The sequence below is a fragment of the Pseudomonas sp. MNR3A genome, assembly GCF_009650575.1.
Classification (GTDB): domain Bacteria; phylum Pseudomonadota; class Gammaproteobacteria; order Pseudomonadales; family Pseudomonadaceae; genus Aquipseudomonas; species Aquipseudomonas machongensis.
On the sequence record NZ_VZZS01000046.1, the window covers coordinates 1 to 15,623 of the forward strand.

At 58.6% G+C, this 15,623-nt stretch carries 12 protein-coding genes, 1 tRNA gene and 1 pseudogene; all 14 read right to left on the minus strand.

Going from position 1 to position 15,623, the window contains the following annotated elements; translation table 11 throughout:
- Nucleotides 1-107: GTP-binding protein (locus F6X62_RS25015; protein ID WP_146051608.1), on the minus strand; the 107-nt coding region annotated here is incomplete at its 3' end.
- 27 nt (nt 108-134) lie between these two features.
- Nucleotides 135-2,282: an elongation factor G gene (fusA, locus tag F6X62_RS25020; protein WP_054893561.1), complete on the minus strand. Its 2,148-nt coding sequence runs from the start codon at nt 2,280-2,282 to the stop codon at nt 135-137.
- A 30-nt stretch (nt 2,283-2,312) separates the two neighbouring features.
- Nucleotides 2,313-2,783: a 30S ribosomal protein S7 gene (gene rpsG / locus F6X62_RS25025; protein WP_003246741.1), complete on the minus strand. Its 471-nt coding sequence runs from the start codon at nt 2,781-2,783 to the stop codon at nt 2,313-2,315.
- Nucleotides 2,784-2,889: 106 nt separating this feature from the next.
- Nucleotides 2,890-3,261 carry a 30S ribosomal protein S12 gene (rpsL, locus tag F6X62_RS25030; RefSeq protein ID WP_003255492.1) on the minus strand — a complete coding sequence of 124 codons (372 nt, stop codon included), beginning with the start codon at nt 3,259-3,261 and terminating at the stop codon, nt 2,890-2,892.
- A 210-nt stretch (nt 3,262-3,471) separates the two neighbouring features.
- Nucleotides 3,472-7,671 carry a DNA-directed RNA polymerase subunit beta' gene (gene rpoC / locus F6X62_RS25035; protein ID WP_054893560.1) on the minus strand — a complete coding sequence of 1,400 codons (4,200 nt, stop codon included), beginning with the start codon at nt 7,669-7,671 and terminating at the stop codon, nt 3,472-3,474.
- A gap of 64 nt (nt 7,672-7,735) precedes the next feature.
- Nucleotides 7,736-11,809 carry a DNA-directed RNA polymerase subunit beta gene (rpoB, locus tag F6X62_RS25040; RefSeq protein ID WP_151926555.1) on the minus strand — a complete coding sequence of 1,358 codons (4,074 nt, stop codon included), beginning with the start codon at nt 11,807-11,809 and terminating at the stop codon, nt 7,736-7,738.
- Nucleotides 11,810-12,029: 220 nt separating this feature from the next.
- Nucleotides 12,030-12,398: a 50S ribosomal protein L7/L12 gene (gene rplL / locus F6X62_RS25045; RefSeq protein WP_054893558.1), complete on the minus strand. Its 369-nt coding sequence runs from the start codon at nt 12,396-12,398 to the stop codon at nt 12,030-12,032.
- Nucleotides 12,399-12,478: 80 nt separating this feature from the next.
- Nucleotides 12,479-12,979, minus strand: a complete 501-nt coding sequence (gene rplJ / locus F6X62_RS25050; protein WP_029614620.1) for a 50S ribosomal protein L10 — start codon at nt 12,977-12,979, stop codon at nt 12,479-12,481.
- A 203-nt stretch (nt 12,980-13,182) separates the two neighbouring features.
- Entirely contained in the window at nt 13,183-13,878 is a 696-nt protein-coding gene (gene rplA / locus F6X62_RS25055) for a 50S ribosomal protein L1 (RefSeq protein WP_054893557.1), read from the minus strand.
- Nucleotides 13,878-14,309 (minus strand): 50S ribosomal protein L11, encoded by a 432-nt coding sequence (rplK, locus tag F6X62_RS25060; RefSeq protein WP_003255500.1) that lies wholly within the window; start codon nt 14,307-14,309, stop codon nt 13,878-13,880. The genes rplA and rplK overlap by 1 nt, the downstream gene beginning before the upstream one ends.
- A gap of 119 nt (nt 14,310-14,428) precedes the next feature.
- On the minus strand, nt 14,429-14,962 hold the full coding sequence (gene nusG / locus F6X62_RS25065) for a transcription termination/antitermination protein NusG (protein WP_003255501.1): 534 nt from the start codon (nt 14,960-14,962) through the stop codon (nt 14,429-14,431).
- Between the two features lie 9 nt (nt 14,963-14,971).
- Nucleotides 14,972-15,340, minus strand: a complete 369-nt coding sequence (gene secE / locus F6X62_RS25070) for a preprotein translocase subunit SecE (RefSeq protein ID WP_063542475.1) — start codon at nt 15,338-15,340, stop codon at nt 14,972-14,974.
- Between the two features lie 44 nt (nt 15,341-15,384).
- Nucleotides 15,385-15,460 (minus strand) — tRNA-Trp (locus tag F6X62_RS25075).
- A 55-nt stretch (nt 15,461-15,515) separates the two neighbouring features.
- Nucleotides 15,516-15,623, minus strand: a pseudogene (locus tag F6X62_RS25080) (elongation factor Tu); the annotation flags it as partial.

Genomic DNA, 15,623 nt, shown 5'->3' on the forward strand with positions numbered 1-15,623 from the left:
CAGACGCGAGTCAGAGCTGCGGTCAGAGTGGTCTTACCGTGGTCAACGTGGCCGATAGTGCCGACGTTAACGTGGGGAAGGGAACGATCAAATTTTTCTTTAGCCACGACAGTGAACCTCTTGCCTAAAGGGGATTAGCCTTGTTTTTTAACGAGTGCTTCGACGATGTTCGACGGAGCTTCGGCGTATTTGGAGAATTCCATGGAGTAGCTTGCGCGACCCTGAGACATGGAACGAACGTCGGTCGCGTAACCGAACATCTCTCCGAGCGGTACCTCAGCAGTGATTACCTTGCCGGACACCGAGTCTTCATTACCCTGGATCATCCCGCGACGACGGCTCAGGTCACCCATCACGTCACCCAGGTAGTCTTCCGGGGTTACAACTTCGACCTTCATGATCGGCTCAAGCACCACGCCACCGCCCTTCTGGGCCAGCTGCTTGGTCGCCATCGAAGCGGCGATTTTGAACGCCATTTCGTTGGAGTCGACGTCGTGGTACGAACCGTCGAATACCGTAGCCTTCAGGCCGAGCAGCGGATAGCCGGCAACAACGCCGTTTTTCATCTGCTCTTCGATACCCTTCTGGATCGGGGCGATGAATTCCTTAGGAATCACACCACCAACGACTTCGTTGGTGAACACCAGACCTTCGGTGATGTTGCCTTTCTCGTCCACGTCCGGCTCCGAGAAACGGATCCAGCAGTGACCGAACTGACCACGACCACCCGACTGACGAACGAACTTGCCTTCGATCTCGACGTTGGACTTGGTGATCTTCTCGCGGTACGAAACCTGCGGCTTGCCGACGTTGCACTCGACGTTGAACTCGCGCTTCATGCGGTCAACGAGGATGTCCAGGTGCAGCTCACCCATACCGGAGATGATGGTCTGGCCGGTTTCTTCGTCGGTCTTGACGCGGAACGACGGGTCTTCCTGGGCCAGCTTGCCCAGAGCGATACCCATCTTCTCCTGGTCAGCCTTGGTTTTCGGCTCTACGGAGAGCGAAATTACCGGCTCAGGGAAGTCCATACGCTCGAGGATGATCGGCTTGTCGGCGTTGCACAGGGTGTCACCGGTGGTGACGTCCTTCATGCCGATCAGAGCAGCGATGTCGCCAGCGCGTACTTCTTTGATCTCTTCACGCTGGTTGGCGTGCATCTGCACCATACGACCAACGCGCTCTTTCTTGCCTTTGACCGAGTTGATGACGGAGTCACCGGAGGTCAGGAAGCCCGAGTAGACGCGGACGAAGGTCAGAGTACCCACGAACGGGTCGGTGGCAATCTTGAACGCCAGGGCCGAGAACGGCTCGTTGTCGTCAGCAGGACGCTCGTCGTACTGCTCTGGAGTGACTTCATCCTTCGGCACGTCGATCAGATCAGGGTGGATACCCTTGATCGCAGGGATCTCGGTTGGCGCAGGCAGGAAGTCAATGACGGCGTCGAGAACCAGGGGAACGCCCTTGTTCTTGAACGAGGAACCGCAGACAGCAGGAACGATCTCGCTCGCCAGGGTACGGGCGCGCAGACCAGCCTTGATGTCTTCGACGGACAGGTCACCTTCTTCGAGGTACTTGTTCATCAGCTCTTCGTTGGCCTCGGCAGCAGCCTCGACCATATTGCTGCGCCATTCGTTGGCCAGGTCCACCAGCTCGGCAGGAATCTCTTCCTCGCGATAGGTGGTGCCTTTGTCGTCATCGTTCCAGTAGATGGCCTTCATCTTGATCAGGTCAACCTGACCCTGGAAGTCATCTTCAGCACCGATGGCCAGCTGGACCGGAACCGGGGTGTGACCCAGGCGGTTCTTGATCTGACCGACAACGCGCAGGAAGTTGGCACCGGCACGGTCCATCTTGTTCACGTAGACAACACGTGGAACGCCGTACTTGTTGGCCTGACGCCATACGGTTTCGGACTGAGGCTCAACGCCGGAAGTACCGCAGAACACGACGACCGCGCCGTCGAGTACACGCAGCGAACGCTCTACTTCAATGGTGAAGTCAACGTGGCCGGGGGTATCGATGACGTTTACGCGGTAGTTGTCGTACTGACCACGGGAGCCTTTCCAGAAGGTGGTAACGGCAGCGGAGGTAATGGTGATACCGCGCTCCTGCTCCTGCACCATCCAGTCGGTGGTCGCGGCGCCATCATGCACCTCGCCCATCTTGTGGCTCAGACCTGTGTAGAACAGGATCCGCTCGGTAGTGGTGGTCTTGCCCGCGTCAACGTGGGCACAGATACCAATGTTACGGTAGCGGTTAATTGCTGTAGTACGAGCCATAAAGCCCTCGCAAAATGATTGATGCTTGAATTAGAAGCGGTAGTGCGAGAACGCTTTGTTGGCTTCGGCCATACGGTGCACGTCTTCACGCTTCTTGACTGCAGCACCCTTGCCTTCGGCAGCATCCAGCAGTTCGCCGGCCAGGCGCAGGGCCATCGACTTCTCGCCGCGCTTGCGGGCGTAGTCTACGAGCCAGCGCATTGCCAGAGCGTTACGACGGGATGGACGAACTTCAACCGGAACCTGGTAAGTGGCACCGCCGACACGACGGGACTTTACTTCGACCAGCGGAGCGATGGCGTCGAGAGCTTTCTCGAAGATTTCCAGGGGGTCGCTGTTCTTGCGTGCTTTGACGGTATCCAGGGCACCGTAAACGATGCGCTCGGCTACGGCCTTCTTGCCGCTTTCCATCACGTGGTTCATGAACTTGGCGAGGATCTGAGATCCGTATTTCGGATCGTCAAGGATCTCACGTTTTGCTGCTACACGACGTCTTGGCATGATAAGCCCTCAAACGGTCTTCAGGTTAGCCCGGGACGCGGGTCTTCGACCCCTGCCCGACCTTACTCTTATCGACTCAAATAAATGGATGTCTGCAAACGACCGATTACTTCGGACGCTTGGTACCGTACTTCGAACGGCCCTGGTTACGGCCTTTGACGCCCGAAGTATCCAGAGAGCCGCGAACGGTGTGGTAACGAACACCTGGCAAGTCTTTTACACGGCCGCCACGGATCAGGACGACGCTGTGCTCTTGCAGGTTGTGGCCTTCACCGCCGATGTACGAGGAAACCTCGAAACCGTTGGTCAGACGCACACGGCATACTTTACGCAGTGCCGAGTTAGGTTTTTTCGGCGTGGTGGTGTACACACGGGTGCACACGCCACGACGCTGCGGGCAGTTCTGCAGCGCAGGAACGTCGGACTTCTCGACCGAACGCTTGCGCGGCTGACGTACCAGCTGGTTGATAGTTGCCATCTACTAGCTCCACTGATTGTCTTGCGACTCTATTGTCTTGCAAGAAAGCCAAAAATTGGCGAGACGGAGCCTCACCAAATTTAAGGGTACAAAAGTCTAAAGAGGATCTTGCACCCAGTCAAGACAAGGCCCCGACCCTTCCTGCCCGATCATCGGCAACAAATCATGTCACCGAGACTCGGGAGGAAGGGGCCGGGGCCCCGCCTCTTCTTAGTTACCGCTGGAGTTCAGCGCTTCGGTCAGTGCGGCTTCCACCTCACTGGCGCTCACACGCAGCGGCTTGTCGGCATCACGGCGACGCTTGCGCTCGCTGTGGTAGGCCAGACCGGTACCGGCCGGGATCAGACGACCCACGACCACGTTCTCTTTCAGGCCGCGCAGGTAGTCGCGCTTGCCGGTTACCGCCGCTTCGGTCAGTACGCGGGTGGTTTCCTGGAAGGAAGCCGCGGAGATGAACGACTCGGTCGACAACGACGCCTTGGTGATACCCAGCAGGACTCGGGTGAACTTGGAGATGAACTTGTCTTCGCCAGCCAGACGCTCGTTCTCTACCAGCACCTGGGTCAGCTCCATCTGGTCGCCCTTGATGAAGCTGGAATCGCCCGACTCGCTGATCTCGACCTTGCGCAGCATCTGGCGCAGGATGGTCTCGATGTGCTTGTCGTTGATCTTCACGCCCTGCAGACGGTAAACGTCCTGGATCTCGTTGACGATGTATTTCGCCAGCGCGCTGACACCCAGCAGACGCAGGATGTCGTGCGGATCACTTGGACCGTCGGAGATGACTTCGCCGCGGTTTACCTGTTCGCCTTCGAAGACGTTCAGGTGGCGCCACTTCGGAATCAGCTCTTCGTACGGATCGCTGCCGTCGGTCGGCGTGATGACCAGGCGACGCTTGCCCTTGGTCTCTTTACCGAACGCGATGGTACCGCTGACTTCAGCCAGGATCGACGCTTCCTTCGGACGACGCGCTTCGAACAGGTCGGCAACGCGCGGCAGACCACCGGTGATGTCACGGGTCTTCGACGTTTCTTGCGGGATACGCGCGATAACGTCACCGACGCCGATCTGGGCACCGTCAGCCACACCGACGAGGGCGTTGGCTGGCAGGAAGTACTGAGCCGGTACGTCGGTACCAGGCAGGTACAGATCCTTGCCGTTGGCGTCGACCATCTTGATGGCCGGACGGATTTCCTTGCCAGCAGCAGGGCGATCCTTGACGTCCAGGACTTCAATGTTGGTCAGGCCGGTCAGTTCGTCGGTCTGGCGCTTGATCGTGATGTTTTCTTCCATGCCCACGAAGGTCACGGTACCTTTCAGCTCGGTAACGATCGGGTGGGTGTGCGGGTCCCACTTGGCGACGATGGCGCCAGCTTCGACCTTCTCACCTTCCTTGACCGAGATCACGGCACCGTAAGGCAGCTTGTAGCGCTCACGCTCACGACCGAACTCGTCGGCAATGGCCAGCTCGCCGGAACGCGATACCGCGACCAGGTTGCCATCGGCACGCTCGACCTGCTTCAGGTTGTGCAGACGTACCATACCGCCGTTCTTCACCTGGACGCTGTCGGCAGCCGAGGTACGGCTTGCAGCACCACCGATGTGGAAGGTACGCATGGTCAGCTGGGTACCCGGCTCACCGATCGACTGTGCAGCGATGACGCCGACAGCTTCACCGATGTTCACCTGGTGACCACGAGCCAGGTCACGACCGTAGCACTTGGCGCAGATGCCGTAGCGGGTTTCGCAGCTGATCGGCGAACGCACGATCACTTCGTCGATGCTGTTCAGCTCGATGAACTCGACCCACTTCTCGTCGACCAGGGTGCCAGCAGGAACGATGACGTCCTCGGTACCAGGCTTGAACACGTCGCGGGCGATGACACGACCCAGAACACGCTCACCCAGCGGCTCTACAACGTCGCCACCTTCGATGTGCGGCGTCATCAACAGGCCCTGGTCGGTGCCGCAGTCGATCTCGGTCACGACCAGATCCTGCGCCACGTCTACCAGACGGCGAGTCAGGTAACCGGAGTTCGCAGTCTTCAGTGCGGTATCCGCCAGACCTTTACGAGCACCGTGGGTCGAGATGAAGTACTGCAGTACGCTCAGACCTTCACGGAAGTTCGCAGTGATCGGCGTCTCGATGATCGAGCCGTCCGGCTTGGCCATCAGACCACGCATACCCGCCAGCTGACGAATCTGTGCAGCGGAACCCCGCGCACCGGAGTCAGCCATCATGTACATCGAGTTGAAGGACTCTTGCTCGACTTCCTTGCCCTCGCGGTCGATGACCTTCTCTTTCGAGAGGTTGGCCATCATCGCCTTGGACACTTCGTCGTTCGCCTTCGACCACAAGTCGATGACCTTGTTGTACTTCTCGCCCTGGGTAACCAGGCCGGAGGCGTACTGGCTCTCGATTTCCTTCACTTCATCGGTAGCAGTACCGATGATGCGGGCTTTTTCGTCCGGGATAACGAAGTCGTTAACACCGATCGAGACGCCGGAAATGGTCGAGTAAGCGAAACCGGTGTACATCAGCTGGTCAGCGAAGATCACGGTCTCTTTCAGACCCACCACGCGGTAGCACTGGTTGATCAGCTTGGAGATCGCCTTCTTCTTCATGGGCTGGTTGACCACGTCGTACGGCAGACCTGCCGGAACGACCTGGAACAGCAGCGCACGACCAACGGTGGTGTCGACGATACGGGTGTTCTTGGTGACGCTGCCATCACGGTCTTTCACGGTCTCGTTGATACGGACCTTGATTTTCGCGTGCAGAGCAGCCTCGCCGGCGCGGAATACGCGGTCGACTTCCTGCAGGTCGGCGAACACGCGACCTTCGCCCTTGGCGTTGATGGCTTCGCGGGTCATGTAGTACAGACCCAGTACAACGTCCTGCGAAGGAACGATGATCGGCTCACCGTTGGCTGGCGACAGGATGTTGTTGGTCGACATCATCAGCGCGCGCGCTTCGAGCTGGGCTTCCAGGGTCAGCGGCACGTGAACGGCCATCTGGTCACCGTCGAAGTCGGCGTTGTACGCAGCACAGACCAGCGGGTGCAGCTGGATCGCCTTGCCTTCGATCAGCACCGGCTCGAACGCCTGGATACCCAGACGGTGCAGCGTCGGTGCACGGTTCAGCAGGACGGGGTGTTCGCGGATGACTTCGGCGAGAACGTCCCAGACCTCTGGCAACTCGCGCTCGACCATCTTCTTGGCCGCCTTGATGGTGGTCGCCAGACCACGCATTTCCAGCTTGCCGAAAATGAACGGCTTGAACAGCTCGAGGGCCATCTTCTTCGGCAGACCGCACTGATGCAGACGCAGGGTCGGGCCTACGGTAATTACCGAACGACCGGAGTAGTCCACGCGCTTACCGAGCAAGTTCTGACGGAAGCGACCTTGCTTACCTTTGATCATGTCGGCCAGCGACTTCAGCGGACGCTTGTTCGAGCCAGTGATGGCGCGACCGCGACGGCCGTTGTCGAGCAGGGCATCGACTGCTTCCTGCAGCATGCGCTTTTCGTTGCGCACGATGATGTCCGGCGCCGACAAATCGAGCAGGCGCTTCAGACGGTTGTTACGGTTGATCACCCGACGATACAGGTCGTTCAGGTCGGAGGTCGCGAAGCGGCCACCATCCAGCGGAACCAGCGGACGCAGGTCCGGCGGCAGCACTGGCAGGACGGTCAGGACCATCCACTCAGGCAGGTTGCCCGAGCCCTGGAAAGCTTCCATCAGCTTCAGGCGCTTGGACAGCTTCTTGATCTTGGTTTCCGAGTTGGTTTGCGGAATCTCTTCACGCAGACGGCCAATCTCGTGCTCCAGGTCGATCGCGTGCAGCAGCTCGCGGACAGCCTCGGCACCCATGCGGGCGTCGAAGTCGTCACCGAACTCTTCCAGCGCTTCGAAGTACTGCTCGTCGTTCAGCAGCTGACCCTTCTCGAGGGTGGTCATGCCTGGATCGATCACCACGTAGCTCTCGAAGTAGAGCACGCGCTCGATGTCACGCAGGGTCATGTCCATCAGCAGGCCGATACGGGACGGCAGCGACTTCAGGAACCAGATGTGGGCGACCGGCGAGGCCAGTTCGATGTGCGCCATGCGCTCACGACGAACCTTGGCCAGGGCAACTTCAACGCCGCACTTCTCGCAGATGACACCGCGGTGCTTGAGGCGCTTGTACTTGCCGCACAGGCACTCGTAGTCCTTGACTGGGCCAAAGATCTTGGCGCAGAACAGACCGTCACGCTCAGGCTTGAACGTACGGTAGTTGATGGTTTCCGGCTTCTTAACTTCACCGAACGACCACGAACGGATCATTTCAGGCGACGCCAGACCGATGCGGATGGCGTCGAACTCTTCGACTTGACCCTGGTTTTTCAGCAAATTCAGTAGGTCTTTCAAGGCCTTTCCTCCTGGCGGAGCAGGAAGTGGGCTATACCAGCCCCACTCCCCTTCGCGTCACGTGTTATTCGGTTTCCAGATCGATATCGATACCGAGCGAACGGATCTCTTTGATCAACACGTTGAAGGACTCGGGCATGCCCGGCTCCATACGGTGATCGCCATCCACGATGTTCTTGTACATCTTGGTACGGCCGTTCACGTCGTCCGACTTCACTGTGAGCATTTCTTGCAGGGTGTATGCCGCGCCGTATGCTTCCAGCGCCCACACTTCCATCTCCCCGAAACGCTGACCACCGAACTGCGCCTTACCACCCAACGGCTGCTGGGTAACCAGGCTGTAGGAACCAGTGGAACGCGCGTGCATCTTGTCGTCCACCAAGTGGTTCAGCTTGAGCATGTACATGTAACCAACGGTCACAGGACGCTCGAACTTGTTGCCAGTACGGCCGTCGAACAGCACCATCTGGCCGCTCTCTGGCAGGTCGGCCAGCTTCAGCATGGCCTTGATCTCACGCTCCTTGGCACCGTCGAAGACAGGCGTCGCCATCGGCACACCTTTCTTGAGGTTGTTGGCCAGGGCGAAGATCTCTGCGTCGGAGAACTCGTCGAGGTTTTCCTGACGACCACCGATCTCGTTATAGATCTCGGTCAGGAAGGTACGCAGCTCGGCTGCCTTGCGCTGTTCTTCGATCATGCGGTCGATCTTCTCGCCCAGACCTTTGGCCGCCAGGCCCAGGTGGGTTTCGAGAATCTGACCGACGTTCATACGCGAAGGTACGCCCAGCGGGTTCAGTACGACGTCGACCGGAGTACCGTTGGCGTCGTGCGGCATGTCTTCTACCGGCATGATCACCGAGACGACACCCTTGTTACCGTGACGACCGGCCATCTTGTCACCCGGCTGGATGCGACGGCGGATTGCCAGGTAGACCTTGACGATCTTCAGTACGCCTGGAGCCAGGTCATCGCCCTGCTGCAGCTTGCGCTTCTTGTCTTCGAACTTGTCGTCCAGCAGACGGCGACGATCGACGATGTACTGCTGAGCCTTTTCCAGCTGCTCGTTCAGTGCATCTTCAGCCATGCGCAGTTTGAACCACTGGCCGTGCTCCAGACCGTTCAGTACGTCGTCAGTGATCACGGTGCCTTTCTTCAGGCCCGCACCACCGTCGACCACCTGGCCGTTCAGAGCCGAACGCAGACGCTCGAAGGTTGCGCCTTCGACGATGCGGAACTCTTCGTTGAGGTCCTTGCGGATCTCGTCCAGCTGCATCTTCTCGATGGCCAGGGCGCGGCTGTCGCGCTCGACGCCATCACGGGTGAAGACCTGTACGTCGATGACGGTGCCCTTGGTGCCGGTCGGCACGCGCAGGGAAGTGTCTTTGACGTCGCTGGCCTTCTCACCGAAGATCGCACGCAGCAGTTTCTCTTCCGGCGTCAGCTGGGTCTCGCCTTTCGGAGTGACCTTGCCGACCAGGATGTCACCAGCGCCGACTTCGGCACCTACGTAGACGATACCGGCTTCGTCCAGCTTGTTCAGCGCAGCCTCACCCACGTTCGGGATGTCCGCGGTGATTTCCTCTGGGCCAAGCTTGGTGTCACGCGCCACACAGGTCAGTTCCTGGATGTGGATCGTGGTGAAGCGGTCTTCCTGAACCACACGCTCGGACAGACAGATGGAGTCTTCGAAGTTGAAGCCGTTCCACGCCATGAACGCGATGCGCATGTTCTGGCCCAGCGCCAGTTCACCCATATCGGTGGACGGACCGTCAGCCATGATGTCGCCACGCGCAACCACATCACCCTTGCTCACCAGCGGGCGCTGGTTGATGCAGGTGTTCTGGTTCGAACGGGTGTACTTGGTCAGGTTGTAGATATCCACACCTGCTTCACCGGTCTCGACTTCGTCGTCAGCTACACGCACGACGATACGGCTGGCGTCGACCGAGTCGATCACACCACCACGGCGAGCCACGACGCAGACGCCGGAGTCACGGGCGACGTTGCGCTCCATGCCGGTACCTACCAGCGGCTTGTCGGCACGCAGGGTCGGTACAGCCTGACGCTGCATGTTCGAACCCATCAACGCACGGTTGGCGTCGTCGTGCTCGAGGAACGGAATCAGCGAGGCAGCAACGGAAACAACCTGCTTCGGCGAAACGTCCATCAGGGTGACGTCTTCCGGCGCCTTGACGGTGAATTCGTTCAGGTGACGGACCGCTACCAGCTCGTCGATCAGGTGCTTCTGCTCGTTCATCGCAGCCGAAGCCTGGGCGATGACGTGATCAGCTTCTTCGATCGCCGACAGGAACACGATGTCGTCGGTGACCACACCCTCTTTCACCACACGGTACGGGCTTTCCAGGAAGCCGTACTGGTTGGTGCGGGCGTAGGCCGCCAGGGAGTTGATCAGACCGATGTTCGGACCTTCCGGCGTTTCGATCGGGCACACGCGGCCGTAGTGGGTCGGGTGTACGTCACGGACTTCGAAGCCGGCGCGCTCACGGGTCAGACCGCCAGGGCCGAGTGCGGAGACACGACGCTTGTGGGTGATCTCGGAGAGCGGGTTGTTCTGGTCCATGAACTGCGAGAGCTGGCTGGAACCGAAGAACTCCTTCACCGCCGCCGCAACCGGCTTGGCGTTGATCAGGTCCTGCGGCATCAGGCCTTCGCTTTCGGCCATCGACAGACGCTCTTTGACCGCACGCTCGACGCGCACCAGGCCAACGCGGAACTGGTTCTCGGCCATCTCGCCGACACAACGCACGCGACGGTTACCCAGGTGGTCGATGTCGTCGACGATGCCCTTGCCGTTACGGATGTCGACCAGGGTCTTCAGTACATCGACGATGTCTTCCTTGCTCAGCACGCCCGAACCTTCGATCTCGGTGCGACCGATACGACGGTTGAACTTCATGCGGCCTACGGCGGACAGGTCGTAACGCTCGGCGCTGAAGAACAGGTTGTTGAACAGGGTCTCGGCGGCGTCCTTGGTTGGTGGCTCGCCTGGACGCATCATGCGATAGATTTCGACCAACGCTTCCAGCTGGTTGCTGGTGGTATCAATCTTCAGCGTGTCGGCGATGAACGGACCGCAATCGATGTCGTTGGTGTACAGGGTCTCGATGCGGACGACCTGGGCCTTGGCGATCTTGACCAGCAGATCGGTGGTCAGCTCGGTGTTGCACTCGGCCAGGATTTCACCAGTTGCCGGGTGCACGATGGCCTTGGCAGTGGTACGGCCAATCATGTACTCGAGCGGAACGTCCAGCTGCTTGACGCCAGCTTTCTCGATCTGGTTGATGTGGCGCGCAGTGATACGGCGGCCTTGCTCGACGATGACCTTGCCGGTGTCGTCGGTGATATCCATTACCGCAACTTCACCGCGCAGGCGCTGGGCAACCAGCTCCAGGCTCAGCTTCTCACCGGAAACGTGGAACACGTTGGTGGTATAGAAGGTGTCCAGGATCTCTTCGGTGCTGTAGCCCAGGGCGCGCAGCAGTACGGAGGCCGGCAGCTTGCGGCGACGGTCGATACGGACGAACACGCAGTCCTTCGGATCGAACTCGAAGTCGAGCCAGGAGCCGCGGTAAGGAATGATGCGAGCGGAGTACAGCAGCTTGCCGGAGCTGTGAGTCTTGCCACGGTCGTGGTCGAAGAACACACCAGGCGAACGGTGCAGCTGGGAAACGATCACACGCTCGGTACCGTTGATAACGAAGGTACCGTTCTCAGTCATCAGGGGAATTTCACCCATGTAGACTTCTTGCTCTTTGATGTCCTTGATCGCTTTGTTCGACGATTCCTTGTCGAAGATGATCAGGCGCACCTTGACCCGCAGTGGGACCGCGAAGGTCACGCCACGCAGGACACATTCCTTCACATCGAAGGCAGGCTCGCCCAGGCGATAGCCTACGTACTCCAGGGCAGCATTGCCGGAGTAGCTGATGATCGGGAATACCGATTTGAAGGCCGCATGCAGACCGACGTCGCGGAACTGATCCTTGGATGCTCCCGCCTGCAGGAATTCGCGATACGAATCCAGCTGGATGGCCAGGAGATACGGCACATCCATGACGTCCGGCAACTTGCTAAAGTCCTTGCGGATACGTTTTTTCTCAGTGTATGAGTAAGCCATCAGCGTTCCCCAGCTTGGTCACCTGCTTGTTTGGCTTCTCCCGGCGGGAGCAGCCAGAAAATCGTGCAAACCCCTTGGTTTGCGCCACCCACATGGGTGTCTTGCAGCTCATTATCGGGGCCGACATGATCGGCCACCAATAACGGAAAAAGGCCGGTGGCACAGGCCACCAGCCATCAGCCCTACGCTTGACGCTCGGGCTGCAGTCGCAAAGTCGAAATTACTTCAGCTCGACTTTAGCGCCAGCTTCTTCCAGCTTCTTCTTAGCGTCTTCAGCGGCTTCTTTCGAAACGCCTTCAGCTACAACCTGAGGAGCGCCATCGACTTTCTCTTTGGCTTCTTTCAGGCCCAGACCGGTCAGTTCGCGAACGGCTTTGATGACGTTCACTTTCTTGTCGCCGGCTTCAACCAGGACAACGTTGAACTCGGTCTGCTCTTCAACAACGGCGGCGGCAGCAGCTGGGCCAGCGGCAACAGCGGCAGCAGCGGTAACGCCGAAGGTTTCTTCCATTGCTTTGATCAGTTCAACAATTTCCAGAACGGTTTTCTGGCCGATTGCTTCGATGATTTGCTCGTTAGTCAGAGACATGACTATGAATTCCTGTATTGGGGGACAGCCTTACACGGCCATCAAATTAAACGTTTGATTTCGAGAGAAGCTACGCCGCCTTAGGCAGCAGCGGCTTCTTTCTGGTCGCGCAGAGCTGCCAGGGTACGAGCCAGCTTGCTGGTTGCACCTTGGATTACGCTCATCAGCTGTGCGATAGCCTCGTCGCGAGTTGGCAGGGTTGCCAGCACGTCGATCTGGTTAGCGGCAAGGAACTTGCCGTCGAACGCAGCTGCCTTGATCTCGAACTTGTCCTGACCCTTGGCGAATTCCTTGAACAGACGAGCAGCAGCGCCCGGGTGTTCGTTGGAGAACGCAATCAGGGTAGGGCCGGTGAAGGCGTCGTTGAGGACACTGAATTCAGTGTCAGCAACAGCGCGCTTGAGCAGGGTGTTACGTACGACACGCACGTATACGCCAGCTTCACGAGCCTCTTTACGGAGTCCGGTCATTGCGCCTACAGTCACACCACGGGCATCGGCCACGACAGCGGACAGAGCGACTTTGGCAGCCTCGTTGACTTCAGCGACGATGGCCTTCTTGTCTTCGAGTTTAATTGCCACGGGTTTACTCCTGGTTTCTACCGTTTCATCTGGCCGAGGCCGGATGTCGTTTTGGTGTCTGATTCGCGAGCGAATCGGGAGCACCATCTGCGTAGGCTTGTGTTTTAAGACTTGCGTCGCCTACGGTCTTGGATAGCCCCCGCCAGGCAGGGACCCCAATCTTGTTGCAGTCGGCGCGCTCGAGAGACCGCGCCGACTTTGCATTACACGTTCAGCGAGCTCTGATCGATGATCAGACCTGGGCCCATGGTGGTGCTCAGGGTAACGCGCTTGACGTAGATACCTTTCGAGGAAGCCGGCTTGATACGCTTCAGATCAGCGATCAGGGCTTCAACGTTTTCCTTCAGCTTGTCGGCTTCGAAGCCGATCTTGCCAACGGAGGTGTGGATGATACCGTTCTTGTCGGTACGGTAGCGAACCTGACCAGCCTTGGCGTTTTTCACGGCAGTGGCTACGTCTGGGGTCACGGTACCGACTTTCGGGTTAGGCATCAGGCCACGAGGACCCAGAACCTGACCCAGCTGACCGACAACGCGCATGGCATCCGGGGATGCGATGACGACGTCATAGTTCAGGTCGCCGCCTTTCATTTCGGCAGCCAGATCGTCCATACCTACGCGGTCAGCGCCGGCAGCCAGAGCGGCCTCGGCAGCGGGCCCCTGGGTGAAGACAGCAACGCGTACGGTCTTGCCAGTGCCGTGCGGCAGCACAGTAGCGCTACGAACGACCTGGTCGGATTTACGCGGGTCAACACCGAGGTTTACGGCGATGTCGTACGACTCGACGAATTTGGCAGCCGGCAGCGAAGCCAGCAGGGTAGCGGCCTCTTCGAAGTTATAGGCCTTGCCTGCTTCGATTTTCTCGGCGATTGCCTTTTGACGCTTGGTCAGCTTAGCCATTACACACCCTCCACGTTCAGGCCCATGCTGCGGGCAGAGCCAGCGATGGTGCGTACAGCTGCATCCAGGTCAGCGGCGGTCAGATCAGCCTGTTTTGCCTTGGCGATATCTTCCAGCTGAGCGCGGGTGACGGTACCGACCTTGACGGTGTTCGGACGGGCCGAACCACTGGTCAGGCCAGCAGCTTTCTTCAGCAGAACCGAGGCAGGGGTGCTCTTGGTTTCGAAGGTGAAGCTACGGTCACTGTAAACAGTGATGATCACAGGAGTCGGCAGGCCGGCTTCTTGACCCTGAGTACGGGCGTTGAAGGCCTTGCAGAATTCCATGATGTTCACACCGTGTTGACCCAGTGCTGGACCAACGGGTGGGCTTGGGTTGGCCTGGCCGGCCTTTACTTGCAGCTTGATGTAAGCCTGAATCTTCTTAGCCATGAGCTACTCCAAAATCGGGTTCGAACGCCTGGTGGCTCCCCGGATGACTTGCGTTTTATCCCAGTGACGACAAAACCCCGCAGCACATAGGGCTGCGGGGTATGGGATGCGTCGCTCAGTTAGACCTTCTCGACCTGACTGAACTCAAGCTCTACCGGAGTAGAGCGACCGAAAATGAGCACTGCGACCTGCAGACGGCTCTTCTCGTAGTTAACCTCTTCGACGCTACCGTTGAAGTCGGCGAATGGACCGTCAATGACGCGAACCACTTCACCCGGCTCGAACAGCGTCTTCGGCTTCGGCTTGTCACTGCCGTCGGCAACGCGACGCAGAATAGCTTCTGCCTCTTTATCGGTGATCGGCGCGGGCTTGTCCGCGGTACCACCAATGAAACCCATGACGCGAGGGGTATCCTTGACCAAGTGCCAAGTCCCTTCGTTCATTTCCATCTGCACCAGGACATAGCCCGGGAAGAATTTACGCTCACTCTTGCGCTTCTGGCCGTTGCGCATTTCGACGACTTCTTCGGTCGGAACGAGAATCTCGCCAAACCCGTCTTCCATGCCTGCCAGCTTTACGCGCTCGATGAGGGAGCGCATGACATGCTTCTCGTAACCCGAGTAAGCATGCACAACATACCAACGCTTAGCCACGAGACACCCTTAGCCAACAATCAAGGAAACCAACCAACCGAGCAGGGAATCCAGACCCCACAACAGCAGCGCCATCACGAGGACCACAGCCACCACGATCAACGTAGTCTGGGTAGTCTCCTGGCGGGTTGGCCACACGACTTTACGGATCTCGGTACGAGCTTCCTTCGCCAGCGTAAAGAACGACTTACCCTTCGCAGTCTGCAGAGCAACAAAGCCTGCGACAGCTGCCAGGGCGAGCAGCGCGAGAACGCGATACAGGATAGGAGCGGCGGAGTAATACTGATTACCCACGACACCTACGACAACCAATGCAACTACAGCCAGCCACTTGAACAGATCAAAACGCGATTCTTGGGCTTCAGTTTTGGGAGTCATCGGGGAGGATCCTGTAAGAAGAAAGCCAATCACACCGAGGTGAATGGCAGGTCAGGAGGGAATCGAACCCCCAACCTACGGTTTTGGAGACCGTCGCTCTGCCAATTGAGCTACTGACCTGTAACGCTGTATCAGGCCGGCCATTATGCCGGCCTGATTTAGATAAATCAACTACTTATTCAATAATCTTCGCTACGACGCCGGCGCCGACGGTACGACCGCCTTCACGGATGGCGAAGCGCAGACCGTCTTCCATTGCGATGGTCTTGATCAGGGTGACAGT